General features: G+C 71.7%; 20 protein-coding genes. 4 read left to right on the forward strand and 16 right to left on the reverse strand.

Annotated features, from left to right (window positions below):
• Positions 1-616 (forward strand): VCBS repeat-containing protein (locus tag ABZT47_RS34310; RefSeq protein WP_354851716.1); only part of this gene is annotated, 616 nt, incomplete at its 5' end.
• Positions 617-779: 163 nt separating this feature from the next.
• Here the strand turns inward: ABZT47_RS34310 and ABZT47_RS34315 are convergent.
• The 11 genes from ABZT47_RS34315 to ABZT47_RS34365 all read right to left on the reverse strand — a co-directional run bounded on the left by ABZT47_RS34315 (position 780) and on the right by ABZT47_RS34365 (position 15,560).
• The gene (locus ABZT47_RS34315; protein ID WP_354851718.1) at positions 780-2,006 is read right to left on the reverse strand and encodes an acyltransferase; all 1,227 of its coding nucleotides are present in this window, start codon (positions 2,004-2,006) and stop codon (positions 780-782) included.
• A gap of 249 nt (positions 2,007-2,255) precedes the next feature.
• Positions 2,256-3,026, reverse strand: a complete 771-nt coding sequence (locus tag ABZT47_RS34320) for a thioesterase domain-containing protein (protein ID WP_354851719.1) — start codon at positions 3,024-3,026, stop codon at positions 2,256-2,258.
• A 184-nt stretch (positions 3,027-3,210) separates the two neighbouring features.
• Complete coding sequence (locus tag ABZT47_RS34325) at positions 3,211-3,990, reverse strand: amino acid racemase (RefSeq protein WP_354851721.1); 780 nt, start codon at positions 3,988-3,990, stop codon at positions 3,211-3,213.
• The gene (locus tag ABZT47_RS34330; RefSeq protein WP_354851723.1) at positions 3,987-6,569 is read right to left on the reverse strand and encodes a condensation domain-containing protein; all 2,583 of its coding nucleotides are present in this window, start codon (positions 6,567-6,569) and stop codon (positions 3,987-3,989) included. Before ABZT47_RS34330 ends, ABZT47_RS34325 begins: the two co-directional genes overlap by 4 nt.
• A gap of 1 nt (position 6,570) precedes the next feature.
• Positions 6,571-8,451: a non-ribosomal peptide synthetase gene (locus ABZT47_RS34335; RefSeq protein WP_354851725.1), complete on the reverse strand. Its 1,881-nt coding sequence runs from the start codon at positions 8,449-8,451 to the stop codon at positions 6,571-6,573.
• 52 nt (positions 8,452-8,503) lie between these two features.
• A complete protein-coding gene (gene asnB, locus ABZT47_RS34340) occupies positions 8,504-10,366 on the reverse strand; it encodes an asparagine synthase (glutamine-hydrolyzing) (protein ID WP_354851727.1) in 1,863 nt (620 codons plus the stop codon).
• Positions 10,367-10,416: 50 nt separating this feature from the next.
• Positions 10,417-11,298, reverse strand: coding sequence for an LLM class F420-dependent oxidoreductase (locus ABZT47_RS34345; protein ID WP_354851729.1), 882 nt, complete (start codon positions 11,296-11,298; stop codon positions 10,417-10,419).
• A gap of 81 nt (positions 11,299-11,379) precedes the next feature.
• Positions 11,380-11,925, reverse strand: a complete 546-nt coding sequence (locus tag ABZT47_RS34350; RefSeq protein WP_354851731.1) for a dihydrofolate reductase family protein — start codon at positions 11,923-11,925, stop codon at positions 11,380-11,382.
• A gap of 16 nt (positions 11,926-11,941) precedes the next feature.
• Complete coding sequence (locus tag ABZT47_RS34355; protein WP_354851733.1) at positions 11,942-12,451, reverse strand: SRPBCC domain-containing protein; 510 nt, start codon at positions 12,449-12,451, stop codon at positions 11,942-11,944.
• 124 nt (positions 12,452-12,575) lie between these two features.
• A complete protein-coding gene (locus ABZT47_RS34360; protein ID WP_354851735.1) occupies positions 12,576-13,823 on the reverse strand; it encodes a cytochrome P450 in 1,248 nt (415 codons plus the stop codon).
• A gap of 147 nt (positions 13,824-13,970) precedes the next feature.
• Positions 13,971-15,560: a BBE domain-containing protein gene (locus ABZT47_RS34365; RefSeq protein ID WP_354851737.1), complete on the reverse strand. Its 1,590-nt coding sequence runs from the start codon at positions 15,558-15,560 to the stop codon at positions 13,971-13,973.
• Between the two features lie 593 nt (positions 15,561-16,153).
• Between ABZT47_RS34365 and ABZT47_RS34370 the strand changes: the two genes are divergently transcribed.
• Entirely contained in the window at positions 16,154-17,500 is a 1,347-nt protein-coding gene (locus tag ABZT47_RS34370) for an extracellular solute-binding protein (protein WP_354851739.1), read from the forward strand.
• 270 nt (positions 17,501-17,770) lie between these two features.
• Here the strand turns inward: ABZT47_RS34370 and ABZT47_RS34375 are convergent, their stop codons facing one another.
• Both ABZT47_RS34375 and ABZT47_RS34380 read right to left on the reverse strand, forming a co-directional pair.
• Complete coding sequence (locus ABZT47_RS34375) at positions 17,771-18,490, reverse strand: DUF2306 domain-containing protein (protein ID WP_354851740.1); 720 nt, start codon at positions 18,488-18,490, stop codon at positions 17,771-17,773.
• A 117-nt stretch (positions 18,491-18,607) separates the two neighbouring features.
• Positions 18,608-19,684: a DUF2855 family protein gene (locus ABZT47_RS34380; RefSeq protein ID WP_354851742.1), complete on the reverse strand. Its 1,077-nt coding sequence runs from the start codon at positions 19,682-19,684 to the stop codon at positions 18,608-18,610.
• A 319-nt stretch (positions 19,685-20,003) separates the two neighbouring features.
• On the opposite strand from ABZT47_RS34380, the gene ABZT47_RS34385 reads away from it, so the two are divergent.
• On the forward strand, positions 20,004-21,254 hold the full coding sequence (locus ABZT47_RS34385; RefSeq protein ID WP_354851744.1) for an acyltransferase: 1,251 nt from the start codon (positions 20,004-20,006) through the stop codon (positions 21,252-21,254).
• Between the two features lie 129 nt (positions 21,255-21,383).
• Positions 21,384-21,758 carry a hypothetical protein gene (locus ABZT47_RS34390; protein WP_354851746.1) on the forward strand — a complete coding sequence of 125 codons (375 nt, stop codon included), beginning with the start codon at positions 21,384-21,386 and terminating at the stop codon, positions 21,756-21,758.
• A 177-nt stretch (positions 21,759-21,935) separates the two neighbouring features.
• Here ABZT47_RS34390 and ABZT47_RS34395 read toward each other — a convergent pair whose 3' ends face one another.
• The 3 genes from ABZT47_RS34395 to ABZT47_RS34405 all read right to left on the reverse strand — a co-directional run bounded on the left by ABZT47_RS34395 (position 21,936) and on the right by ABZT47_RS34405 (position 25,805).
• Positions 21,936-22,265: a YciI family protein gene (locus ABZT47_RS34395; RefSeq protein ID WP_354851748.1), complete on the reverse strand. Its 330-nt coding sequence runs from the start codon at positions 22,263-22,265 to the stop codon at positions 21,936-21,938.
• 227 nt (positions 22,266-22,492) lie between these two features.
• The gene (locus tag ABZT47_RS34400; RefSeq protein WP_354851750.1) at positions 22,493-24,151 is read right to left on the reverse strand and encodes an MFS transporter; all 1,659 of its coding nucleotides are present in this window, start codon (positions 24,149-24,151) and stop codon (positions 22,493-22,495) included.
• Positions 24,152-24,779: 628 nt separating this feature from the next.
• The gene (locus ABZT47_RS34405; RefSeq protein WP_354851752.1) at positions 24,780-25,805 is read right to left on the reverse strand and encodes a prephenate dehydrogenase; all 1,026 of its coding nucleotides are present in this window, start codon (positions 25,803-25,805) and stop codon (positions 24,780-24,782) included.
• Positions 25,806-25,872: the final 67 nt, after the last annotated feature.

A 25,872-nucleotide genomic window follows, 5' to 3' on the forward strand; every position in this document is an offset into this window, starting at 1 on the left:
CGGCGTCGGCTACCCCCGCGACCAGATCCGCTTCGCCGACATGAACGGCGACGGCCTGGACGACTACCTGGTCGTCCAGGACCAGGGCCAGGTACGGGCGTGGCTGAACAACGGAGCGGCCGCCGGCAAGGGGTGGACGTGGAAGGGCGAGATCGCCACCGGCGTCGGCTACCCCCGCGACCAGATCCGCTTCGCCGACATGAACGGCGACGGCCTGGACGACTACCTGGTCGTCCAGGACCAGGGCCAGGTACGCGCCTGGTACAACAACGGCGCCGCAGCCGGCAAGGGATGGACGTGGAAGGGCGAGATCGCCACCGGCGTCGGCGCGACCCGTGACATGGTGCGCCTGCAGGACATCAACGGCGACCGCCGGGCCGACTACCTGGTCGTCCAGGACAACGGCACGATCCGGGCCTGGCTCAACGACCTCGGCGGCCGGGGATGGATCTGGCAAGGGACCGTCATCCCGGGCGTCGGCGCCACCCGTGCACAGGTGCGTCTCCACGACCTCAACGGCGACCACCAGGACGACTACCTCGTGTTCGGGGAGCTGGGCCAGATCAGGGCCTGGATCAACCAGCGCCCGATCAGTCCCGTGCCGGGAGAGTGGTAGCGGCGCCGACCGGCCGGCGGCCCGTCCTGCGCCACTCCCGCAACGGCGCGGTCGCCCACCGGCGACCGCGCGCTCGAAGGTCATGATGGACGACGATGGCTCCCGGTCGCGGCTGTGCGGGCCGCGGCCGGGAGCCGGCGCAGGTCTGGGAGGCAGAGGCGCCTTACCGGACGGGGGCGGGAACCTGCTCCTCCGGGGCGGCGGCCGCCGGCGTCTCGGGGACGAGGGTGACGACGCTGGGCTCCTTGGGGGCCTTGCCGAGGCGTTCGCGGAGCTTCATGGCCGGCTTCTCGATGAGGTAGAAGCTGACCGTGGCACAGGCGACGCTGCCGACCAGGGTGACCAGCAGCAGCACCCCGAAGTTCCCGGCGCGGAACAGGTTGCCGTGCCAGAAGTAGATGATCGCGATGTGCCACAGGTAGACGCCGTAGGAGATGCGGCCGAGGAACAGCATCACCTTGTTGGTCACCACGGCCTCGATGAACCGCGACCGCAGGTGCGGCAGGGTCAGCGGGGTCACGGCGAGGAAGCCGAAGATCAGGTACATGACGTGCTCGAGGACGCCCTGGCCGAGGCCGGGGTAGTTGGCGCTGGCCGGGTCGCCGAACGGCGAGACGCAGGCGATCAGGTAGGCGACGAGCGCGCCGGCCCAGCAGAGCAGCGGCCACCTGTAGGCGGCGCGGTAGGCGCCGGGCACGTGGTCCATCGACACCTGGGCGGCGGCCGACAGGGTGGCGAGCATCATGCCGGTGGCGATGAAGTCGATCCACCCGGGGGGCCAGTTGCCCTCGATGGGCCAGGCGCCGAAGGACGGCAGGTGCGTCCAGGCGGTCCAGGCGATGCTGATCGGGATGATCAGCGACAGCGAGATCAGGATGCGGCGCACCCGCGCCGCCGGGGTGGCGGCCCTGCGCGCGATCTTGTGCAGGATCCAGGCGATCACCGGCAGGGCGAAGTAGAACGCGATCTCGGTCGCGAGGCTCCAGGTCTGCTCACCACCGAGGACCCAGGCGTTCTCCTGGTAGATCTGCAGCAGCAGGAACGGCCGCACGACGTCCCAGACCCCATGGATGTTGTCCCGGTTGAGCGTCACCAGGACGACCGCGATCAGCACCCAGTAGGCCGGAAGGCATCGCAGCGCGCGGCGCCACAGATAGGGCTTCACCCGGGGCGTCGGGGTGCCGGCGATGGTGGCCAGAGCGAAGGGGCGATAAAGCAGCATGCCCGACAATGTGAAGAAAATCGGCAGGCTCACCTGAAGCTGGTTGAGCAGGACGCTGAAGACGCCGTTCCCGGTCTCCTCCAGGCCTGGGGCCTCGTTCCACCGCATCTGGCCCGCGCTGAAAGCGACGTGGAGAACGAGCACCCCCAGGGCCGCGAGCCCTCGCATTCCCTCAAGATGCGGGAAATACCGGCGCGCCGCGCTGGGGGCCGCTCCAGCGGGGTTTCCCGCCTTCTCTGACACGACCATAGAGTGCTCCTTACGAATTGGTCGACGCCACCAGCTTCGTTCCGGCGGTTCCCCGGCGCATCTCACCAATTGCGCAATTTCGCCGCACCCTATTTCCGCGCGCCTTTCATGCCCATGCTCGCGCCGCGAGGGCCGGCCGCCGGCCGTGGTGATGAGAGGGCCGGCGGGTCAGGCCGGGAAGGCGCCGGTGATCTCGGCGGCCACGGCGCGCCGGTTGGGCTCGTCGAGCAGGTAGAAGTGGCCGCCGGGGAAGACGCGCATGCGCGCTCCCGCCTCCGCGCGGTCCTGCCAGGCCACCAGCTCGCGCACGTTGACCAGTTCGTCCCGGTCGCCGCCGAGCACGGTGAGCGGCATGGTGATCCGGCCGTCGAGGTTGCGCCGCACGAGGCGGGCCGCGAGGGTGAGGTCGGAGCGCAGCAGGCCGAGCACGTACGTGCGCCAGAAGGGGCTGTCCATGATCTCCTGCGGGGTGCCGCCGCCCAGCCTGACGACCTCCAGCAGGACGGCGTCGTTCCACGCCGCCTCCCGCTCGAACTTCACCCCGGCCGGCGGGTGGGCGCTCAGCACGAGCCTGGCGCACGCGCCCGGGTCGGCCAGCGCCACGGCGACCGCGACGGAGACCCCCATGCTGTGGCCGAAGTACACGGTCGGGCAGGACGGCAGGCCGGTCAGTTCGGCCAGGACGCCGTCCACCACGGCTCCGGGGTCCTCCGGCGTCCTGTCGTAGCTCTCGCTGAAGCGCCGCTCCCTGCCGGGCAGGGTGACCCCGAGCACGTCGTAGGTGTCGGGGAGGGCCGCGAGCAGGGGCATCAGGGCGTTGGGCCCGGCCCCGGCGTGCGGGAACACCACGACGCGGCCCTCGGGCTCGCCCCTGGCGGCCCGCAGGGCGGCGGTCCACGTCCCCGCCTCGGCGCGCCGCGCCTGCTGCCGGACGATCATCGGCCGTCCTCCCATCGGTGGTCCGCAATCATCGGCCGTGCGCGTCGGACGCCCGCGCTCATCGGCCGTCGTCGCATCGGTCGTCCGCGCTCATCGGCCTCGTCGCATCGAATGCCGGCGCTCATCGGCCGTCCCGCGTCGAAAGCCCGCGCTCATCGGCCGTCCTCCCGTCGGGTGCCCGCGCTCATCGCCTCGCCACGCCCGCCGGGTGGTACATGCGGCTCACGCAGGCGGAGGCGAGCGCGTCCAGGCTGGAGATCATCATGTCCGGGGGCAGGGAGGCCGCCGCGTAGGCCAGGGGCAGCTCGGTGCAGGCGGCCAGCACCGGGAGTCTCTCCCGGTGCCACAGGCCGCGGGCCACCGTGCCGAGCAGCGCCCCTGCCTGGTGGGAGCGCCCGGCCTTGACCAGCGTGGCGGTGTGGTGGATGGCCTCCTGCGTGCCGCTGCCCGGCAGCAGCAGGCGGTAGCCGAGCGCCTCGGCGCGCCGCTGGTACAGGCCGCCGGCGACGGTTCCGGTGGTGGCGGCCAGCCAGCCGCCCTGGGGGCTGCGCCGCGCGGCCTCCTCCAGCGTCGCGTCCACGATGTGCACGACCGGCGCCGGGAGCGTCCCGGCGAGCCGGTCGAGGTAGACGTGCGCGGTGTTGCAGGGGACGGCCAGCAGGTCGGCCCCCCATTCCGCCAGCCTGGCCAGACCGTCCCTGATGGGCGGCAGCGGCGCGTCGCTGCCCGCGAGCACCGCCGCCGTCCGGTCGGGGATGGACGGGTCGGACAGCATCACGATCCTCGGGTGCTCCTGGTCGGTCGTCCCGGGGACCCGGGCGGCGAGCAGGCGCAGGAACTCGGCGGTCGCCAGCGGACCCATCCCGCCGAGGATGCCGAGGGTCGGCCGCAGTGGGGGCAGCGGGCGCGGCGGGCGCGGCACCCGGGTGCCCACGCCCTCGCCGTCCCGCGCGCCGGTCCTCATGTGACCTCGGTGCCGGCGCGCGACAGCAGCTCGGCCACGCGCCGCGGGATGTCGGCCTCGCGCAGCAGACCGTGCAGCTTCGGGCCGCACCACCAGTCCAGGCGCAGCCGGCCGTCCTCGACGGCGGCGTTCACCGACAGCACGTACGGGCGGGTGGTGGGCGCGACGGTGTAGTCGGCCTCATCCCGCGTGGCGAGCCGGAAGGGCGCGCCGGCGGGGAGCAGCCTGGACAGGTCGCCGAAGTGGTCGTACCTGATGCGGGCGGCGGGGCTGGTGCGCGGCGCGATGCCGCAGGGCCCGTCGAAGGAGACGATCGCCTTGGTCACGGCCGTCAGCGGGCCGACCTGGCGCACGCCGAGGTCGCGGTCGCCGCCGGCGGTGTGGTCCTGCACGTCGATGGTGATGAACTCACCGCCGATCCATTCGGTGAGCACGGTGGCGATGGCCGACAGCACCTTGCCGGCGGGCGGGGCGCCGTCGCCCGCCGGGTCGGGGGCGACGGCGCGGGTGCGGGTCGGGGTGCCGGCGGCGTCGGCCGAGCATCCGGGCAGGATGCAGTCGCCGGCGCTGGCCGTCCACCCGGCGGGCACCGCGGCGGGCGCGCCTTCGGGCTGGGCGGCGGCGGCGCCCAGGAAGGACGCGGCCGTGGGCAGCTCGACCGGCGTCCCGGCCTCCGTCTGGGCCCAGGCGGTGCACAGGTCGTCCAGGATGAGCCGCCACGAGGGGGTGTCGGCGACCAGTTCGTGGACGACCAGCAGCAGCCAGGCGGGGCGGGAGCCGCGGTCCGCGAGGGCGATCTGCAGCACGGGGCCGTCGGTGAGGCTGAGCCGGGCGCGCATCCGGTCGACGGCGGCGCGCAGCAGCCCCGGCTCGGCGGCCTCGTCCAGCCTGGACAGGTCCAGTCCGAGCACCGGCAGCGCCGCGCCGACGCCGCCGTCGCGCTGGCGGCGCTCGCCGTCGCGGTCGAGCAGTCGAGTGCGCAGCGCGTCGTGCTGCAGCAGCAGTTGCAGCACGACCTTGCGGACGCGGGCGGCGTCCGGCCGGCCGGGCAGCTCCAGCAGCAGCGCGCGGCCCCGCCGTTCGACGTCGGCGGAGTGCCGTTCGAGGTAGTCGCGCTGGACCGGCGTCAGCGGGACGGTCAGGTCACCGGCGAGCACCGGCTTGGGGGGCTCGGGCTCCTCGCCGATGTCGGTGCCGAACCGGGTGGGCCGCGGCGCGGCGAGCGCCTCGCGCTGGACGACCCCGGCGGCGCGCGGGATCTCCTCCACGGCCACCCACTGCTCGGGCACCAGGATGTCGGGCAGGGCGCCCGCCACCGAGGCGCGCAGCTCGTCGCCGTCGATCGGGCCGCGGGGGACGTAGTAGGCGACCAGCCGGCTGCCCAGCCGGTCGCGGTCGGCCGGGTCGGCGTACCCGATCTTGGCGAGCATGCGCTTGACCCGGGCGGTGTTGACCGGGGCGCGCAGCTCCTCGTCGGCCTCGGCGACCTCCAGGTGGCCGACGCGCACCTCCCACCGGGTGGGGGCCTCGTAGTTGTGGTAGCCGCGCTCCTGGTTGTGCACGTACACGCCCACGTCGTTGATCATGCAGTTGGAGCTGCAGAACCCGGTGTCCTGGGGCTGGGACCAGAAGGACGAGCGCCGCTGGAGGAACTCGCGGATGCCGGTCTTGGTGACGTCGGAGTAGCGGAAGTAGTCGACGACCTCGACCGAGTCGACCGCCGCCGAGGCGATGGCGCTGCCGGTCTGGTGGTAGATCCGGCGGCCGATCGCGAGCTTCGGCTCGATCTCGGCGGGGTCGAACACGCCCTGCTGGTAGAACCACGACAGCCGCTCGTCGATGATCTGCCCGCGCGACAGGCCGGTGACGATGGTGGGGATGCCGCGCTCGTGGGCCAGCTCGGTGCTGAGGTCCAGCAGCGAGCGGAAGCAGCCGTTGCAGACGCTCTTGTGCTGCTCCAGGCTCTGCAGGAAGATCTTGTTCTGGTCGGCGCGGGTCATCGTGAGGTGCTCGATGCCCAGCTCGGCGGTGATCTCCTCGACGTTGTTCAGCGCCGTCTTGGAGATGAAGCCGTTGTCGAAGGTGAAGGTCATGACGCGCAGGCCGAGGTCGACGAGCTGGTGCAGGACGTAGGTGCTGTCCTTGCCGCCGCTGAACAGCAGCAGGCAGTCGTAGTCCGAGCCGCGCGCCCGCGAGCGCTCCTTGATGTGGCGCACCATGTCGCCGGGCTCGCCGAAGTAGGCGTGTATGCGCTCGCGGTTGCCGGCGTACATGGCGCACAGGTTGCACACGCCGTCCCCGTCGAAGACGATGCCGGGGTAGCGGCCGGTGATGCCGCAGCGCACGCACAGGCGCTCGCCGGCGTCGTCCCCGACGCCCTGGAACACCACCGCGCAGTCGGCGACGCCGTCCTGCCGCATGATCGCCGTCTCGACCTCCCGCTCCAGCAGCCGGGCCTGTTCGGGGCCGAGCTCCGCCGCGGCGGGCGGCGTGTCCTGGTCCGGGGTGTCCTGGTCCGACGGCGTCTCGGTGACGGAGGGCCTGAGGTGCGGCGCCGTCCATCGGATCGATCCGGCCATGTCAGCTCCCGCTCTCGCTCGCGAGCACCTCGTGGGTGCCCTGCGCGCCGATGTCGGTCAGTGAGACGAACAGGTCGTCGAGCGGCGCGTCGCGGCCCAGGATGGCGTTCTCGATGAGCGCGGCCAGCGACTCGATGGTCGGCGAGGCGAGGAACTCCTGCAGCGGGACCTCGACGCCGAACTCGGTGCCGAGCCGGGACAGCAGCTCGAACACCACCAGGGAGCTGCCGCCGACCTCGAAGACGCTCTCGCGGACGTCGAGGTCGTCGACGGGCAGGATGCTCTGCCAGACCCGCGCGACGGCCTGCTCGGTGGGGGTGCGCGGCGGGAGGTGGTCCTCGCCGGGAAGCTCGCGGCGCAGCACCGGCGTGGGCAGCGCCTTGCGGTCGATCTTGCCACTGAGCGTGCGCGGCAGCTCGGCCAGCGGCACCAGGACGGCGGGGACGGCGCTGTCGGGCAGCCGGCCGCGCACGTGGTCGCGCAGTTCCTGCGGCTCGGCGGCGCCGGTCAGCTCCACGAACGCGCACAGGTAGGGCACGCCGCCCTCCTCCTCGGCGGCCACCACGGCGGCGTCGGCCACGGCCGGGTGCTCGCGCAGGACGCTCTCGACGCCGCCCAGCTCGACCCGGACCCCGCCGATCTTGACCTGGTGGTCCTTCCTGCCGAGGAACTCGTAGAAGCCCTCGGGCAGCAGCCGGCCGTAGTCGCCGGTCCGGTACACCACGTCGTCGGGGTCGCCGGTGAGCGGGTTGGTGACGAACGCCTTGGCGGTCGCCTCCGGCTGCCCGTGGTAGCCGAGCGAGCGGTAGGCGGTGCGCAGGTAGATCTCGCCGACGCTGCCCGGCGCGGCGGGCTGCCCCATGCCGTTCAGCAGCAGCACCTCGGCGCCCGGGATCGGCCGGCCGATCGGGATCGAGGGGCGCTCGGCGTCGGCCGGGGTGACGAAGTGGTAGGTCTTGGTCATCGTCGTCTCGGTCGGCCCGTACAGGTTGAGCAGCTTGATCCGCGAGCCGAAACGGCCGAACAGCCGCGCGGCGTCGGCGGGCGGGAGCTTCTCCCCCGACATCGCGACGCAGCGCAGCGACGCCAGCTCGTACTCGCCGGCGGCGGCCTCGCGGATGACCCCGCGCAGCAGCGAGGGCACGCAGTGCACCAGGTCGACGCGCTGCTCGTCGATCCAGCGGGTCAGCGCGGCGGGGTCGAGCAGCGTGTCCTGCGGCGGGACGCAGACGGTGCCGCCGGTGGTGAGCGGAACGAACACGTCGCGGAGCATGGCGTCGAACGCGGGCGAGGTCAGGTGGCTGACCCGCCATCCGGGCCCGACGCCCAGCAGTTCGGTCTCCCAGCGGACGAAGTGGTCCACGCCGGACAGCCGGCCGACGATGCCCTTGGGACGCCCGGTGGAGCCGGAGGTGAAGAACACGTAGCAGGGGTCGTCGGGCCCGGGCTCGTGCGGCGTCACCGCCGCTCCCGCCTCGCCGATCTGCGCCGCCGCGACCCGCACGGCGCCGGGCGCCGCGTCGGTGAGCACGGCGTCGGCCAGCGCCTCGGCGCCCGTCCCGACGACGGCGAAGCCGGGCGCGGTGTCCTCGACCATCTGGGTGAGGCGCACGCGCGGGGCGGCGGCGTCCAGCGGGACGAACACCCCTCCGATGCGGAGGATGCCGAGCAGCGCCGCGATGATCTCCCGGCGGTCCTCGGCGAGGACGGGGACGAGCGACCCGGGGCCTGCTCCCGCCGCCCGCAGGGCGCCGGCCAGGCCGTCCGCCCGGGCCGAGAGCTCCGCGTACGTCAGTCGCCCCTGCGGGGACTCGACGGCCACCTGGTCGGGGAACCGCTCGATCGCGCGTCCTACGAGCGAGTGGATCGCTTCGAAGGCCATCCTGCTTCCTTCCTCTCTGCCAGGGACGCTCGTCCGATCCGCCCCCCGGGGTTCATGCGTGGTCGGCCAGGCCGTAGGTGTCCAGCAGGATGCCGAACGTCAGGACGACCAGGAGCAGGTCGTCCCCCAGGTGGGGGTGGACGTCGAATCCCTCGCGCAGGTAACGGGCCTTGAGGTGGTCCACGACGGCCGGGTCGAAGAAGCCCTGCCGCTTGACGCGCTCGTGGGAGAGCGTGTCGTTGATCCACTCGACGTCGCGCCTCAGCAGGTGGGGGCTCCCCGGGGCCCGGAAGCCGAACTTCTCCCGGGCGATGATCTCCGGGGGCACGAGCCCCTGGGCGGCCTGCTTGACGACGTACTTCTCGCCCGCCTCGTTCACCTTCAGGTGCGCGGGCACCGTGGTGGCGAACTCCATGACGTCGATGTCCAGGAACGGGTACCTGGCCTCGACCGAGTTGGCCAGCGACATCCGGTCGCCGTGGTCGGAGAGCAGGTGGTCCGACAGCCGCAGCTTGAAGTCCAGGTAGGAGCGCTGGTTCAGGCGGTCGCGGCCGGCGAGCATGTCGGTGTCGACCAGCGGGTGGCGCAGGCAGTCGAAGTCGTCGAACCGCTCGCGCACGCCCTCGGAGAAGATGTCCATCTTCGACTCGCGCCAGGCGTTGTAGGAGCGCTCGTAGAACAGGCCCGGGTCGCCCCACAGCTGCCTGCGCACGTCGTCCTCGAGCGCCTCGTCCAGGCCGCCGCCTCCGCCGCCGCCCCGGCCGAACCGGTCGAACCGGTAGCCGACGTACCCGCCGAACAGCTCGTCGGAGCCCTCACCGGTCAGGATGACCTTGACGCCGTTGCGCCGGGCGAGCGCCGACAGGGCCAGCGAGCAGGTGTTGTAGGTCTCCTTCACCGGGCACTCGGCGTGCCAGACCATCCGCTGGAGCTCGCCGGTGATGTCCTCGGCGTGGAACTCGGCCTCGTGGTGGCGGGAGGCCACCTTCTCGGCCATGAGCCGCTGGTAGGCCGACTCGTCGATGGCGGCGTCGGGGAAGGTGATGGAGAAGGAGTGCGAGGGCGGGGTCGTACGCCCGACCAGCGCCGCGATCAGCGAGGAGTCCAGCCCGCCGCTGAGGTAGAACCCGACGGGGACGTCGGCCTGCAGGCGGCGCCGCACCGACTCGCCCAGCAGCTCGCGCAGCGTCTCGACGTAGTGCTCGTCCGGCCGGGCGGGCGGGGCGTCGCCCTTGAGGGGGAAGTCCAGGTCCCAGTAGCGCACCTCGCGGACCTCGTCGTCCTCGACCAGCAGGTAGTGGCCGGCGCGCACGCTGCTGACGCCGCGGAACATGGTCCGCGGGCTGACCAGACCGGGGAAGGTGAGCACCTGGTCCAGGCCGGTGAGGTCCACCTCGCGCCCGACGCCGGGGTGCGCAAGGACGGTCTTGGCCTCCGAGCCGAACACGAAGTGGTCGGCGGTGCGCGCGTAGTGCAGCGGGAGGATGCCGACGTGGTCCCTGGCCAGGAACAGCCGGCGCCGGCGCAGGTCGTAGATGGCGAAGGCGAACTGGCCGTTGAGCTTGCGCAGCAGGTCCGGGCCCTCCTCCTCGTAGAGGTGGACCAGGACCTCGACGTCGCAGTCGGTGCGGAAGCGGTGCCCCTTGGCCTGCAGCTCGGCGCGCAGCGCACGGTGGTTGAAGATCTCGCCGTTGCACACCAGCGCGACCTGGCCGTCCTCGCTGAACATCGGCTGGTCGCCGCCGTGCAGGTCGATGATGCTCAGGCGCCGGAACCCCAGGGCGACGCCCCGGTCGAAGAAGGTCCCGCCCGCGTCGGGCCCCCGGTGGGCCAGCGTCCCGGTCATCCGCGCGAGCTCCGGCTCGGCGATGGAACGGCCGTCACGGAGGGCCATGGACCCAGCGATTCCGCACATGTCTCGGGCGCTCCTTCCACGTAGGCAGCTACAGAACGGCAGGGACCGGGCTAGGCGTCGGCGACGGCCGGGACGACCTTCTTGCCGATGATCTCGACCTGGCGGACCGGCTCGGGGCCGCCGATGATGCCGATCGCGGTGTCCACGCCGAGCCCGGCGAGCCCGCGCAGAGTCTCGGCCAGGTCACCGGCCCCGGCGCCGTCGTCGCCGACGTCGAAGGGGAAGATCACCGTCTTCTCGATGGCGTCGTAGTCGCGTCCCTCGGCCTCGCAGTGCCCGCGCAGCACGTCCAGCTTGTGCGGCAGGTCGGGACCGGGGTACAGGTTGCAGGCGTCGCCGTACTTGGCCACCAGTCGCAGGGTCTTCTTCTCCCCGCCGCCGCCGATGAGGATCGGCGGGTGCGGCCGGGTGATGCTCTGCGGCAGGTTCAGCGGCCGCGCGAGCCGGTAGTGCTCGCCCTCGTAGGGCCGCTCGTCGCCGCGCTCGCCGTCCCACATGCGGTGGCAGATCTGGATCGTCTCCTCCAGCATCGCGAAGCGGTCGGCGAGGGAGGGGTAGGGGATGCCGAGGCCGAGCGCCTCGTCCTCGTACCAGCCGACGCCGAGGCCGAGCATCGCCCGCCCGCCGGACAGGACGTCCAGGGACGTCACCGTCTTGGCCAGCACGCCCGGGTGCCGGAAGTGGACCCCGGCCACGATGGGGGCGAGCCGGCAGCGCCGGGTGTGCGCGGCGAGCAGAGTGAGGGTGGTGAAGCACTCGAGCATGGGCGCCTCGGGACCGCCCGCGTGCGGGCCCTGCCACACGTGGTCGCCCACGCCGAGGAGCGAGAACCCGGCGTCGTCGGCGGACTGCGCGATCTCCACCAGGGTGTCCGCCACCCGGGCGGAGCCGCCCTTCCAGGAGAAGTCCCCGATTTCCAAGCCAACCTTCACGCCGGTCTCCCTAGGTTCTGTGACAACGTTCTCGCGGGTGTTCTCGCGGGTGGTGCGGGCCGGCCGGCGGCCCGGGGTGGCTCACGCCGGCCGGTAGCGCAGGATGCAGACCCCGGTGTCGAAGACCCGGGTGCCGGCCAGCTTCAGGTCCACGCGGTCCTTGAAGTCCTCGAACAGGTGCCTGCCCTCACCGAGGACGACGGGATGCACCCACAGCAGGAACTCGTCGATCAGGCCGCGCCGCATGAGGTCGCGCGCGAGCGCGGCGCTGCCGTAGATCAGCAGGTTCTTGCCGGGGAGCCGCTTGAGCCCGGCGATCTCCTCGGCGACGTCGCCGGCGGCGATCCGCGTGTTGCGCCAGGCGGCGCTCTGGAGGGTCCGCGAGAAGACGACCTTGGCGATGCCGTTCATCTTGTCCGCGACCCGGCCGACCTCCGCGGGCCACGCCTGCGCGAACAGCTCGTAGGTCCTGCGCCCGAGCAGCAGGGTGTCGGCCGCGTCGAGTTGTTCCTCGACGTGGCGCTCCATCTCGTCGTCGAAGACGTCGATGTTCCAGTCCTGCTGGCCGGTCGCGTTCTCCACGTAGCCGTCGACGCTCACGAACATCGACAGGATCACTTCCCGCACGGCGTCCTCCGCCCCGTCAGACCTTGGTCTTGAGGTAGGCGTCCAGGCAGTTGAAGAAGCTGCCCCAGCCCTCGACGGCCAGCGGCACCGTCTCGGCCGGCAGGTAGCCGACCTGGAGGAAGCGCATCTCGGTGCCGCCGTCGCGCTCGGCGAAGGTGACGCTGACCAGCTCCTCGCCCTCGCCCTGCGCGCTGCGCTCCAGGAACTCCGGGTCCAGCGGGTCGCCGAGGGTGAACGACAGCTTCTCCGGGCGCACCAGGTCGCGGTACACCCCGAAGAAGGGCTGCTCGGCGCGCTCGGTCTCCTCGGTCGCCTCCATGACGATGAGGGCCTTCCAGTGGCCGCCCGGCCGCGCGTCGATGGCGATCTCCGACAGCGGGGCCGTGGTGCCCTCCGGACCCCACCAGTGCGTGAAGTGCTCGGCGACCGTCCACGCGTCGAACACCAGCTCGCGCGGCGCGTCGAAGACGCGGGTGATCGACACCTCCTGCAGAGTCGGCGTGGGGGTGGTCGTGGTCTCGGTCACGTGCTTTCCTTCCTGTCGCTGTGCGGAGGGTGGCCTGTCGCCGGGTGCGGGGGCGGGGCCGAAGCCCGCGGCCGGGAGGCCGGCCACGGGCGTGCGGTCAGTACGGTCGGTGCGGTGAGAGGGGTCAGTGCGCCTCGGCCGGCACCCGGGCGTGCAGGCGGACCGGCAGGCTGCGGTGGCCGTTCATGATGAACGTGGGCAGCGGCTGCAGCTCCTCGGCCGGGACGGCGAGGTTGATGTCGGGGAAGCGCTCGAACAGCGTGGACAGGCCGATGGCACCGACCAGGCGCGCGATGCCGGCGCCCAGGCAGTAGTGCGGGCCGTAGCCGAAGGAGATGTGCTCCTTGTCGGCGCGGGTGATGTCGAACTCGCAGGCGCTCTCCCCGTGCAGCTTGGGGTCACGGCCGGCGGCGAGGTAGTTGACCAGGATCGGGTCGCCCTTGCGGATCAGCACGCCGTCCAGGTCGACGTCGTCGGCGGCGAAGCGCAGCGGCAGGCTGGCCAGCGGAGCCTCGGCCCGCAGCACCTCCTCCATCACGTCGTCCCAGGACTTCTCCCCCGACCTCACCAGTTCGAGCTGGTCGGGGTGGGTGAGCAGGTTGGTGACCGCGTTGCTGAGGAAGTTGATCGTGGTCTCCGACCCGGCGCCCAGGATGGCGAAGATGGTGTCGGTGAGCTCGCCCTCGGTCAGCTTGCCGCCGTCCTCGTCGTCCCGGGCGGCGATCAGGTCGCTGGTGATGTCCTCGCCCGGGTTGGCGCGCTTGGAGGCGATGAACTCCGACATCGCGTCGCGCCAGCCCATGAGGATGCCGTGCGCCACCTCCGGGCTGACCGTGGTGTCCACCATCATGTTGATGACCGGCGCGGTCTTGGCCAGCGCGGTCTCGTCCATACCGATGATGTCGGCGACCAGGCGGGCGGGCAGCGGGTAGGCGAACTGCTGGCGCAGGTCGACGACCTCACCCGGCGGCGTGGCGGCCAGCGCGTCGAGGATCTCGTTGGTCAGCTGCACGATGAGCGGCCGGACGGCCTCGATGCGGCGCGGGGTGAACGCCTTGCCGACCAGGCGGCGCAGCCGCTTGTGGTCGCTGCCCCACGAGGTCGAGATGTTGTCCATCGCGACCCAGCTGATCAGCTCCCAGTCGGGCCGGATCTCGCCGTTGGTGAAGGCCGGCCAGTGGGCGCGGGCGCTCTTGGTGACGCGCGTGTCGGTCAGGACCTTGCGCAGCGTCTCGTAGTCGGTGATCGCCCACGCCGTGACACCGCCCGGCAGCTCGATCAGCGTCGCCGGGCCGAGCGAGCGCAGGTGCTCGGCCTCGGCGTGGATGTCCTTGCCGGTGATATCCAGGGCGACGGGGCAGCGACTCTCCATGAGTGACTCCAAGATCTGGTTCGGAAGAGCTGATCAGGGTGCGCGGGCACCCGTGGGCGGGACGGGCGGGAGCTTCCGGCCGCCGCGGGACGGCCGGCCCGTCGCGCCCTTCCGGGAGCCGCGGGGTCCCGGCCTGGGAGGGAACGGCTATTCGGGGAGCCTGATGGACAGCGCGTGGCGGAACACGTTCCGCGGGTCGTAGCGCTTCTTGACCTGCTGGAGACGGGGGTAGTTGTCCTTGTAGTACAAGGTGTGCCAGGGGACGCCGGAGGTGTTCAGCTCCGGGTCCGCCAGATCGGCGTCGGGATAGTTGATGTAGGCGCCGTCGCTCAGCTCGTCCGGCCCCGGCACGCCGCCGCTGTGGGCGTAGATGTCGCGGAACAGGTCCCTGATCAGGCCCACGTTCGTGTCGTCGTCCGCCTCGCTCGCCCAGGCGCCGAGATAGGCCGCCTTGAGGATGGAGTCGCGCTGCGCGGTCGCCGTGGCGTCGGGGGCGACGGTGTTCACCTGGCCGCCGTAACCGACCAGCAGCACCTGCGCCGGGTTGTACACCTCGCCGGTGAAGTGCTTGTAGACGGCGGCGATCTGCGCATCGCTGTACCCCTTGCGCAGGTACGCCGCCTTGATCTTGAACCGGCGCACGCCCGGGTTGCCCGGGTCGCCGTAACCGGGATAGGACGCCGCGTACAGCCAGGGCTGGACCTCCTGGAACCGCATCGCCGGCTCCACGCCGACCCCGGCCGCCACCTCGTCCAGGAAGGCCGTCATCAGCGCCTCGGCGTCGGGCACGCCTTCGTCGATGAGCGCGCCGACCATCAGGCCGGGCGGGGTGTCCTTGTGCGTGCCGTGGAAGTACGGGAACAGCTTCGCCTCAGGCGTGCCGGCGGCGCTGTTGTTCTCCATCCAGGTGCCGAAGTTGCGCAGCAGCGTGGTGAAGCCCTCCTCCGACATCCCCTCCCACGACCAGATGGCCACGCCGCTGCGGGTCGCCGCCGGCGCCTTCGGCAGCAGCTCGGCCGGATCGGAGGAGAGGGCGTCCGGGCTGCGCATCCAGTAACGGGTCACCACGCCGAAGTTGCCGCCGCCACCGCCGGTGTGCGCCCACCACAGGTCGCGGTGGGGATCACCGGGCTCGCGGGTGGCGATGACGGCCCGGGCCCGGCCGTCCTCGCCCACCACCACGACCTCCACGGCGTACAGGTAGTCGACCACCGCGCCGAGGCTGCGCGACAACGGGCCGAAGCCGCCGCCCGCGAAGTGCCCGCCGACGCCCACCTCGGGGCACATCCCGGCCGGGATCGTGACGCCCCACCCCTTGAACAGGACGCGGAAGACGTGCCCCAGGGTCGCGCCGGACTCGATGGCGAACGCGCGGCGGCCGCTGTCGTAGTAGACGGCCGTCATCTCCGAGATGTCCAGCAGGATCTTGACCTCGGGGTTGGCGACGAAGTTCTCCAGGCCGTGCCCGCCGCTGCGGACCGCGATGCGCCTGCCCGAGGCGACCGCCTCGTCCACCGCCTGCACCACCTGCTCGGTCGTCGTCACCACGCGCACGTAGTCGGGGCTGCCGACGAACCGGTGGTTGGTGCCGCGCAGCATGCTGTCGTAGCGGGGGTCGTCCCGGGTGATGGTGGACGCGCCGAGAATGGTCTGGTGCTGTCCGCCGGCCGTGAACGCCTCGGAGGAGACGGCGGTGACGGCCCCGTTGGGATGGCCGTGACTCTGCAGGTCGGTCATTGTTCGTTCCTCCAGTGGCGGCCGGGCGGCGTCGACGCCATCGCCCGGCCGAGTCATGGTCGGCTCGGCTTCCCCCAGCCTGCTATCCGCGAGAATGCCCATGCATCTTTGGATGTGCTGTGTTGTTCTCGCCTCGCTCCACTCGGCGGCTCGGGGCGCCCTTGAGGCGGCGCTCTTCGTCGTCATCCGGGCTCTCCACTCCCCGAATGCCCGAAAAACGGCTCGGCCGAAGTATCACCCCCGAGCGCTTCGGAACGGATCGGCCCCAAAACCGGCTTGGGGCGCGGCGGTGTTGTGAGGAGGAGAGAGCGAGTGCGAGGAACGAGCGCTCGTGAACGACGACGAACGGCGCCGCCTCAAAGGCGCCCCAAGCCCGCCGAGCGGAGCGAGGCCGATGAACACAGAAAGCGCAAGGGGCGAGATGCGGGGTTTTTGGGGTGGGGGCAGCATGGGGGTTTGGACGCCGACGCGCCGCGTTTGACGGAAAAGGCCGTCCCGACCTCTCGCACGACCCTGCCGCCGCACGGAAGGCGGCCGGGCCGTTCAGGCTGCGCGGGTTCTCACCGCCGTTAATCCGACGAAAGGACGAGCACGTGAGTGAGGCGGACCGCTCCGGGAAAATCGTCATCGACGCCTGGTTCTCCGGATACACCTTCCCGAACTTCCTGGAGCCGATCAAACAGCGGGCACGGGAGTTCGAAGAGCTCTACCCGCGTTATCAGATCAACGTGGGCAGCTCCTACTTCCAGAACCTGGCCGCGGACGTCGCCCAGGCCGCGCAGGAGGGCCGCCCGCCGACCATCGCCTCCTACTACAGCGGCGCCACCCAGCTCGCCCGCGACACCCTGACGAAGGACGGCAGGCCGCTGTTCACCTCGGTGGAGAAGGCGATCGCCGGGCGCACGGAGATCCTCGGCCAGCCCGTCGTGCTGGACGACATGGTCATCGCCGGCCGGAACTTCTACACCATCGACGGGACCTTCGCGGCGATGCCGGTGACCCTGTCGACGATGCACATGTACACCAACCTCACTCTGCTGCGCGCCGCCGGGATCCAGGAGGTGCCGCGCACCTTCCAGGAGGTCGAGGAGGCCTGCGCGGCGATCGCCCGGATGGACGACGCCCCTCCGCACCGGATCAGCTGGGCCAACGACGGCAAGTTCTTCCAGCAGATGCTCGCCCACCAGGGCGGCCTGCTGACCGACGCAAACAACGGCCGCGACGGGCGGGCCACGTCCGTCGACCTGCTGTCGCCGCAGATGATGGCCTTCGTGCTGTGGTGGTCGCGCCTGCACCGGGACGGCCACTTCCTGCACAGCGGCAAGCTCGAGGACTGGGCCGGGTGCGCGCAGGCATTCAGGGAGCAGCGGGTCGTCTTCCGGTTCAGCTCCTCCTTCGAGGCCCCGTACATGGTCAAGGCCGGCCAGGAGCACGGCTTCGAGGTCGCGGTCACCCCGACGCCGTACAACGCCGAGTACCCCTTCGCCGGCAACTGGATCGGCGGCGACGGCATCTGGCTGCGCGACGGCCTCGACGAGGAGACCCAGGACGGCGCGCTGGCCTTCATGCAGTACCTCAACAACCCGCGCAACGCCGCCGAATGGCACAAGGTGTACGGCTCGGCGCCGGTCACCAACGCCGCCGCCGCGCTGCTGGAGGCCGAGGGCTGGTACGACGAGCACCCCTATCACCGGGTGACCACTGAGCAGCTGAACTCGACGACGGGGGTGCCGGGCGCGGAGACGCCGATCGTGGGGCACTTCGCGCAGATCCAGCACGCCATGATGTACGCCCTGGAGGACATCATGGCGCTCGGCGCGGACCCGGTCGAGCGCTTCACCCAGGCGGCCAAGGAGGCCGAGGAGCTGCTGGCGGAGTACGGCCGGCGCTGCCTGGTGAACGGACCGCGGCCGGCGCACTGCACGCTCATCGACAGCTGAGATCCCCCCTTTCGCTCCATCCGCCCCTCCCGCGGCGGGACGGCCGGCGGTCCGACGAGGACCGCCGGCCGTTCGGCGTCCGGGGCGTTCGAGCACGAAGGCGTTCCGGCTCAGGTGGTCGATGCAGGGGCGTCCGGGTTCGCGGGCGTCCGATTCGCGGGCGTCCGATTCGCGGGCGTTTCGCGTCATGGGTGCCGGACGTGCGGAACGGCCGGCAGGGGGTTCCCTGCCGGCCGTTCGGCGGTCGACGATCGCGGGTCAGGCCTAGGGCTAGGAGCGCCCGGCCGGGACGCCGATCTTGCGGCCCTCGGTGTGGTACAGCCACATCTGCACCAGGATCAGGTTGAACACCCAACCGGTCCAGCGCGCCGCCTCCAGCATGTAGGTGAACCCGACCTCGAACGGAAGCCGCATCAGGACGTTGACGATCAGCACGCCCCAGATGTTGTTCATGATGATCGCGAAACTGTAGAGCATGAACCGGCGGTGCAGGTCGATGCGGCCCTTGCGCGCCCAGATCACCGCCGTCACGGTGAAGATGATCCACAGGCTGGTCGCGGCGGCGACGCCGATCTGCCCGACCGGCGGCGCGAAGGGCACCAGGATCAGGCCGACGATGCCGCCGATGACCGCGCCCGCCAGGTACAGGCGGCCGCTCGCGCGGTGGACCGCCGGGTGCTTCTTGCGCAGCCACGGCCACACCTGGAAGCACGCGGTCAGGATGGCCACGGTGCCGCAGATCATGTGCACCACGAGCAGCGGGTAGTAGGCGGGGAAGCCGTCGTGCGGCGGCGTCGGCGCCTTGCTCTCGGGCACGTACGGCGAGATCTGGTAGACCAGGTAGGTCACGACGACGGCCAGCAGAGGGGCGATCCAGGGCCGGCGCCACCACGACGTGGGCGTGCGGGAAGCGGCGGCCGGGGCCTGCGGGCGGGGCGGCGGGTCGGCCAGCCCCGTGGGGACGCCGGCCTTGTCGGTATCCAGTGTCACGGTTGTATTCCTCCTGCTGACGAGGCCCGGCATCGAGCCGCTGAGGTTCTCCCCCCGATGTGGCCGCGCCGGCGCCGCGGTGAGTTTCTCCGCGGTCCCGCCGGCGCGGGGCGCGCCCTAGGGGCGAAGGACGTAGCCGAGGTCCGGCGGCTGCTTGCCGGCGAGCACGTCGCCGAAGACCTCGACGATCGCCTCGGGTCCCTGGGCGTGCTCGATGGTCAGCCACGACGCCGTGCTGGTGAGGAAGCGCTCCTCGGAGGCGGCGTAGCGGGCGTAGTAGTTCTCCGGGCCCTCGGCCTCGGCGACCGCCCACTCCACCGCCGGGGTGAAGAACACCTCGGCCGCGGGGCCGCGCAGGCCGGCCGGCGGGGGCACCTGCGCGCCGGGGTGGGTGAAGCCGATGAGCGTGGTGTTGACCAGTTTGTCGGCGAACCGGTCGGCGACCGCGAGCCGCCAGGTGGCCTCGCCGGTGAGGTCGACGAACACGGCCGGGCCGTCGATGGACACCGACGACAGGTCCTCGTAGGAGGCGACCGTGTCGTACAGGCCGAGGCCGCCGACGAACGCGGCGTTGCGCGCCGAGGTGAAGCCGACCGTCGTCAGGCCGAGGCCGCGCGCGACGGCCTCCTCGACCAGGCCGACGGCCACCTTGCTGGAGGCGCTGGTCAGCACGACGGTGCCGACGCCCGCCCCGGCCTGGCGCTGGAGCATGTCGGCCAGGTTGTAGGCCGCCGGGTAGACCGGGTGGATGAGCGTGCGCCGCTCGTCCAGCGCGTCGGGCTCCGCGGCCAGCTCGAAGTGCCAGTACCAGGGGTGCAGGAAGTGCCGCTGCGGCGTCAGGTCGGCGAAGCCGCGCGGGGTGACCTGCGGGGCCACCACGTGGTGGGTGGACATCGGCAGGTAGCCGTAGTAGCGGGTGCCGACGGCGATCTCCGGGTGGCGGGACTCCTCGACCCTGGCGTGTCCCCAGACGGGCACGCGGCCGTATCCCTCCGGGCCGGGGAAGGCGTCGAAGAAGGGGATGTCGGATTCACCGAAACGCGCGTAGGTGGCGTTGTTGGCCGTCAGGCCGAAGTTCTCCAGCGCGAGCCGGACCTGGCCCGGCTCGAGGCCAGGAGAGGACGCGTCCCGGATCTCGCTCACCGTCAGATCGTCGCGTTTGTAGACCAGATCCCATCTGTCGGGGTGAGACACAGCCATCTCCTTCTTTCGTCGCGCGCGGGCCGGCGGTCGCCAATGGACCGGGGCACCGGGACACCGCGGGATGGGCACGCGGCCCACACCGCCACATCGTTCTCCGCGGGCTTCACACGGCGCATCTTCTGGATTGCGGCCTCCCTTTTCCGCCGCGCGCGGGCGGGCAACTGCGCAATACGGAATATGTGGGCGGGACCGCAGGACGCCACGCTATTGCTACCGGCTCGTGGATGGTGGCCGCCTGACCGTGGTGAGGCCGCTCGGCGCTACCGGTCGATCGAGTCCCAGTGAGCCCGAACGTCGAAAGGCACGTCACATGGTTGATTCAACGTTGAAGCAGGGCGAGGCCCGCACCCCGGTCATTCAACCGCAGCTTCCCTCGCTCACCGGAATGCGGTTCGTGGCCTGTCTGTTCCCCTTCGCCTTCCACGTCCTCTGCACGACCATCTTCGCCGCCAAGGACTGGCACATGATGCCCGTTCCCGGCAACCTCGCGTCGTATTTCTGGGAGGGGAACTGGGCGAGCGTCAGCTTCTTCTTCCTGCTGAGCGGTTTCGTCCTCACCTGGTCGATGCGCCCCGGCGACACGACCGCGAAGTTCTGGCGGCGGCGCGTCTTCAAGATCTGGCCGAACCACCTGCTGACCTTCGTCGCCGCGGCCATCTTGTTCGGCACGGTGATGAAGATGACGTTCAGCCCCTTGGCCACCGTGCTCAACGTCACCCTGCTGCAGTCGTGGTTCGCGCCGCTGGACATCTGGACCGCCTACAACTCGGTGTCCTGGTCGCTGTCCAATGAGGCGCTGTTCTACTTCCTGTTCCCGTTCTTGATCCGCTACATCGTCCGCATCAGGCCCGAGCGGCTGTGGGCGTGGGCGGCCGGCATCGTCGCGGTCATCTTCCTGGTTCCCCTCGTCGCCACCCTGCTGCCGGGCGCCGGCGGGATGTACCAGCCGTGGACGCAGTCGGCGCACCTGGAGTTCTGGTTCACCTCCAAGTTCCCGCCGGTGCGGCTGCTGGAGTTCGTCCTGGGCATCGTCATGGCCCGCATCGTCATCACCGGCCGGCGGGTGCCGCTCGGCGTCGGCGGCTCGGTCGCGCTGACCGTCTTCGCCTACTTCGTCGGCCCGCACCTGCCGCTGACCTACCCGCAGGCGGCGGCCACGGTGATCCCGCTCGCGCTCCTCATCGCCAACGGGGCCATCTCGGATGTCAACCGCCGGCCGAGCTGGCTGCGCAGCCGGGTCATGGTGTGGGCCGGCGAGGTGTCCTTCGCCTTCTACATGTGCCACCTGCTCGTGGTGATCTTCGGCACGATGTGGCTGACCGGCGGCAAGAGCTACAGCACGCCGGTGGGGCTCGGCATCGTCGCGCTGCTGTTCGTGATCTCGCTGGCGATCGCGGCGGCGATGTTCCACCTCGTGGAGACGCCGATCATGCGCCGCTTCGCCACCTCCCGCTCCCGCTCCCGCCACGTCACGGCCGCCGCCCCCGCGACCGCGCCGGCCGCCACTCCAGAGCCCCCCGCCCTCACCGGCGCGGGCGCCTCCTCCTCGCCCGACGCCTGACCGCCCCTCGCGGACACCGGCGCCCTGTCACCGCGTGGCCGGCGCCACCCGCGCCCCCACGACGACGACGCCCTCCTCCACCGGCTCGACCTTCCCGAGCCACTCGAGGAGGGCGTCGTCAAGTCTTGCGTGCCCACCGCACGCGGCCCGCGTCCGCCAGGTTCCTGGAGCGCCAGCTCGACGTTCCAGTCGCGCGACGGAGCGGCCCGCGCCCTTGCGATCCTCGCCCGCCGTGACAACGACCTCGCCGAAGAGGTGCTCACCGAGGAACTGCCGTGGACGACCTGGCTGCCCGACACCGAGCGGCATGTCTGCGTGGCAGAACTGCTCGGACACCTGGTCGCCGGAGCTGACACGGGCGAGCTCGTTCCTTTCAGCCGCGCACTCACCTCCTGGCGATCCACCGCGATCGCCTGGAGTGATCCGGAAGTCGCCCACCATCTGCAAGGCCCCTTCCCCGGCGACGGCGGTGAGGCCACCCGCCCGGCCGTTCCTTCCCCATGACCGGCCGAGGAGACGAGGTGCTCCGCCCCAAACCCTGGGTGGTGCGCTTCGCCGACCGCAAGGCGGCTGAAGGGTGGCAGCACCTGGACGACGAATCGCCGCGGCGTCCTTGGGGGCGCCGCGGCGATTCGCGTTCTCTGGGTCCGTCCGCGCGTGGCGCGCGGCGGGGTGGTGAAGTCAGCCGAACAGGGGCCGGATCTCGATGCCGCCGCGCCAGGTGCCGGGGCTGAGCTTGGCGATCTCGACCGCGTGGTCGATGTCACGGGCCTCGATCACGGTGAAACCGCCGAGCACCTCCTTGGCGTCGATGAAGGCGCCGTCGGTGACGCCGTCGCTGCGGACGGCCTTGGCGGTGGTGCTGGGCTGGAGGGCGTACCCGGCGACGATGCTCGCGCCGAGCTCCTCGATCTTGCCGGCGTAGGCGCCGTGCGCCTCCAGCTCCTCCTGCGGGGCCTCCGACCAGTCGGCGGGGGTGGGCGCGTAAAGCAGAACTGCGAACTGAGGCATCTCAGGCTTCCTCTCGTTGTCGTTTCATCTACAACGAACCGGCTACCACCGCATGGTGATCACTTATTGGTCGATGGTACGGTCCGAGTCTTTCGGCGTCCGGCGATCGACCGGTTCGGCAGATCGCAGGACGGGATCGAGACGGCGTGGCGCGCCCGTGGGGCGCGTGGCGCGTCCCGGTGTCGCCGGGAGCCTCGCGATGCTCCGCCAGGCTCCCGGCGCGAGCGCTAGGACTCGTGTCCGGCCACGGCGACCTGGTCGCGCGACGCCTGCGCACTCGCGTGCGCCTCGCCGTCGGACGCTCCGCCGGGCTGGGCCTCGCCGGCCGCCTGTGACGGGCCGCCGGCCTCGCCGCCGTCCTGACCGGCCGGAGGCTGCCCGAAGGCGGGCAGGTCCTTCAGCACGACGGCGTTGAGGATGGCGACGCCGAGGACGACCAGGGCGCTGATGGCCGCCACCACGTGCAGGCCGCTGGTGAAGGCCGCATGGGCGGGGGCGAGCAACGTATCGGCGACCTGCCCCGGCAGGCCGCCGGCCGCGGCCGCGGCCCCGGAGACGCTCTCGCGCGCCGCTCCGGCCGCGGCGGCGGGGACGCCGGCGGGGATGGCGTCGGCGACCTGCGTGCGGTACACCAGGGTGCCGATGGTGCCGACCGTGGCGATGCCGAGCGCGTAGCCGAACTCGTTGGAGATCTGCGCCAGCGACGACGCCGAACCGGCCTTCTCCGGCGGGACGGACCCGACGACCAGCCCCATGCCCAGGGTGAGCAGCGGGCCGCCGCCGAGGCACCAGACGGCGTAGCCGATGATCATGCCGGCCGCCGAGGTGGAGAAGCTGAGGATCGTCAGGCCGGCCACCACGATGACCAGGCCGCCCGCGATGAGGTGGGCGGGCTTGAAGCGGCCGCCGAGCTGCGGGCCCACGGTGACGCTGACGATGCCGAGCAGCAGGCCGGGGAGCAGGCCGAGGCCGGCCTGCAGGGGCGTCATGCCCGCCACGGTCTGGAAGTACTGGGCGATGAACAGCATCGTGGTGCCGGTGAGCGCGCTGTAGAGCAGCATGCTGCCCAGCTCGGTGTTGAACATCTTGTTGGTGAACAGCCGCAGGTCGAGCAGCGGGTCGCTGAGCGCGCGCTGACGGCGCAGGAACACCACCGCCATGACCAGGCCGAACACCAGGGCGACGAGCGGGATGGTGTTCCAGCCGGTGCGGGCGAGCTCCTTGATGCCGTAGATGACCGGCAGGACCGCCGCGAGGGACAGCGCCACGCTGGTGAAGTCGATCTTGCCTGCGTCGGGGTTGCGGTACTCGGGCAGCAGGATCGGGCCGGCGATGAGCAGCAGCACCATCGGCGGCACGCCCAGCAGGAAGACCGAGCCCCACCAGAAGTGCTCCAGCAGCACGCCGCCGACGACCGGGCCGATGATCGCGCCGATGGAGAAGGACCCGGCCCACACGCCGATCGCGGTCGCGCGCTGCTTGTCGTCGCGGAACATGTTGCTGATCAGCGAGAGCGTGGACGGGCCGAGGGTGGCGCCGGCGATGCCGAGCACGGCCCGCGCGATGATGAGCGTGATGGCGCTGGTGGAGTAGGCGGCCACGATGGAGGCCAGGCCGAACGCCGCCGCGCCGATGAGGAGCAGCTTGCGGCGGCCGATGCGGTCGCCGAGGTTGCCCGCGGTGATGAGGAAGCCCGCGACCATGAACCCGTAGATGTCCACGATCCAGAGCTGCTGGGTGCTGTTGGCGCCGAGCTTCGCGCTCACCTCGGGTAGCGCCAGGAGCACCACGAAAATGTCCAGGGCGACGAGGATGGCGGGCAGGGCCAGCACCGCCAGGCCCACCCACTCCCGTCGTCCGGCCTTCAGCCGCACTTCGTCGGTCACTATCTTGTCCTCTCTTCGTCGGCCGCACACCAGCGGCGTGGCCGCTTGAGCCGGGTGCTGCGCTTTACAGGGCTGTGCTCGCTATCGGACCGGTCTTCCTGCTCCCGGGGGACGGGACCGTCCCGGAGGACGAGGCGTACCGGCCATGGACTTCCAGCAGCGGCGCCCCCTTCCCCAGGGATCCGAGATCGGGTGATCACGCGGGCGGCGCCTGCGGGGTGGGAGGGACCCGGACGAACGGAGCGCCCAGGGAACGCCACCAGAGGACGCGGCGGGACACCGAGCGGCATTCCCGCACACCCCGCCTGAGAAGAGAGAAAGCGAGGAAATCACCGGACCGCCCTGCCGGCCTAACAAACCGGTCAGAGCGCGTCAGGAAAGGACACACCGACACCAGCCGACGCGATTCACTCCAAACTTGGCCACCGGTGGACGCCATAGGGCGAAACCTCCTCGGTAACTCCAAGTCAAGCCGTCTTGTCATGCTGGTCGGCACGCTCCTTTCCGCCGGCGGTGGCCGGGCCACGGCCATCCGCCCATGCTCTCCCCCAGCATTGTCTCCTCGCTCACCGGGCGGCACTTCTTCCAAAATGCTCTGTCATCGGAAACGTCATCGGAAACGCGCCGTTCACGCGGCCCGCAACGGCGCGGGGGCGGCGGCCCGGGCGGCCCGCAGGGGCACCGCGGGGGCGGCCTGGGCGGCGGGCTCGTGAGCGGAGGCCGCGGCCCGCGCGCGGCTCGACGAAGCCGCCTCGACGATGCGTTCGCGCCCGAGGTTGCCCCGGACGAGCAGATCGGCCAGCACGCCGGACGCGGTGGCGCCGCCGGCGCGCAGGGCGCCCGCCGCCGCGGCCAGCTCCAGCGCCACCGCCTCCAGCACGGCCGCGACCGGCTCGGCGTTCTGCAGCAGGATGTCGCACCACAGGGACGGGGCGCCGCCGGCGATGCGGGTGGTGTCCCCGAGCCCCGCCCCGGCCAGCGACAACGTCGTGTCGTCCGCGGCGGCGAAGTGGGCGGCGAGCGCGGCCGAGACCACGTGCGGCGCGTGCGAGACGGCGGCCACCACTTGGTCGTGGGCGCCGGGGGCGACCACCTGGGCCTCCGCGCCGCAGATCTCGACCAGGCGGGCCACCAGCGCGACCGCCTCCGGCGAGGTGCCGGCGTGCGGGCACAGGGCCCAGGGGCGGCCGGCGAACAGCTCCGCGCGGGCGGCGGCGGGGCCCGACAGTTCGCGGCCCGCCATCGGGTGTCCCGGGACGAAGCTCGCCAGGTCGCAGCCGGCGGGCTCCGCCTCGGCGGCGATGCGGCCCTTGGCGCTGGCCACGTCGGTGTAGGCGGCGCCGAGGCCACGGGCCTGCGCGTCGCGCAGGACGGGGACCACGGTGGACGGCGGAGTGGCGATGACCACGACGTCGGCGGGCGGGGTGCCCGGCCGAAGCGGCACGCCCGCGCCCATGCGCACCGCCTGGGCCAGCGAGGCGGCGTCCCGGTCCGACAGCGCCACCTGCACGCCGGCGCCGCGCAGGGCGAGCGCGACCGAGGTGCCGATCACACCGGTGCCGATGACCGTGACGCGGCGGACCGCGGGCGAGCCCGGTGTGCCGGCCGCCTTGACGTGCGATGGCGTGGCGCCCGCGATCGTGGTGATCACCATGACGTCGCTCCCCTTTTCCCTGTTCGTCTTCTCGCCGCTTCGGATGATCGGCCGGGCGGGATTTCCG

Origin of the sequence: Sphaerisporangium sp. NPDC005289, assembly GCF_040607455.1 — a bacterium.
Taxonomy (GTDB): Bacteria; Actinomycetota; Actinomycetes; order Streptosporangiales; family Streptosporangiaceae; genus Sphaerisporangium; species Sphaerisporangium rhizosphaerae.

Bases quoted from the DNA above. Each gene is read 5' to 3' on its own strand.
- ABZT47_RS34315 (WP_354851718.1), bottom strand. From the start codon at position 2,006: ATGCGAGGGCTCGCGGCCCTGGGGGTGCTCGTTCTCCACGTCGCTTTC.
- ABZT47_RS34320 (WP_354851719.1), bottom strand. From the start codon at position 3,026: ATGATCGTCCGGCAGCAGGCGCGGCGCGCCGAGGCGGGGACGTGGACC.
- ABZT47_RS34325 (WP_354851721.1), bottom strand. From the start codon at position 3,990: ATGAGGACCGGCGCGCGGGACGGCGAGGGCGTGGGCACCCGGGTGCCG.
- ABZT47_RS34330 (WP_354851723.1), bottom strand. From the start codon at position 6,569: ATGGCCGGATCGATCCGATGGACGGCGCCGCACCTCAGGCCCTCCGTC.
- ABZT47_RS34335 (WP_354851725.1), bottom strand. From the start codon at position 8,451: ATGGCCTTCGAAGCGATCCACTCGCTCGTAGGACGCGCGATCGAGCGG.
- asnB (WP_354851727.1), bottom strand. From the start codon at position 10,366: ATGTGCGGAATCGCTGGGTCCATGGCCCTCCGTGACGGCCGTTCCATC.
- ABZT47_RS34360 (WP_354851735.1), bottom strand. From the start codon at position 13,823: ATGGAGAGTCGCTGCCCCGTCGCCCTGGATATCACCGGCAAGGACATC.
- ABZT47_RS34365 (WP_354851737.1), bottom strand. From the start codon at position 15,560: ATGACCGACCTGCAGAGTCACGGCCATCCCAACGGGGCCGTCACCGCC.
- ABZT47_RS34385 (WP_354851744.1), top strand. From the start codon at position 20,004: ATGGTTGATTCAACGTTGAAGCAGGGCGAGGCCCGCACCCCGGTCATT.
- ABZT47_RS34395 (WP_354851748.1), bottom strand. From the start codon at position 22,265: ATGCCTCAGTTCGCAGTTCTGCTTTACGCGCCCACCCCCGCCGACTGG.
- ABZT47_RS34405 (WP_354851752.1), bottom strand. From the start codon at position 25,805: ATGGTGATCACCACGATCGCGGGCGCCACGCCATCGCACGTCAAGGCG.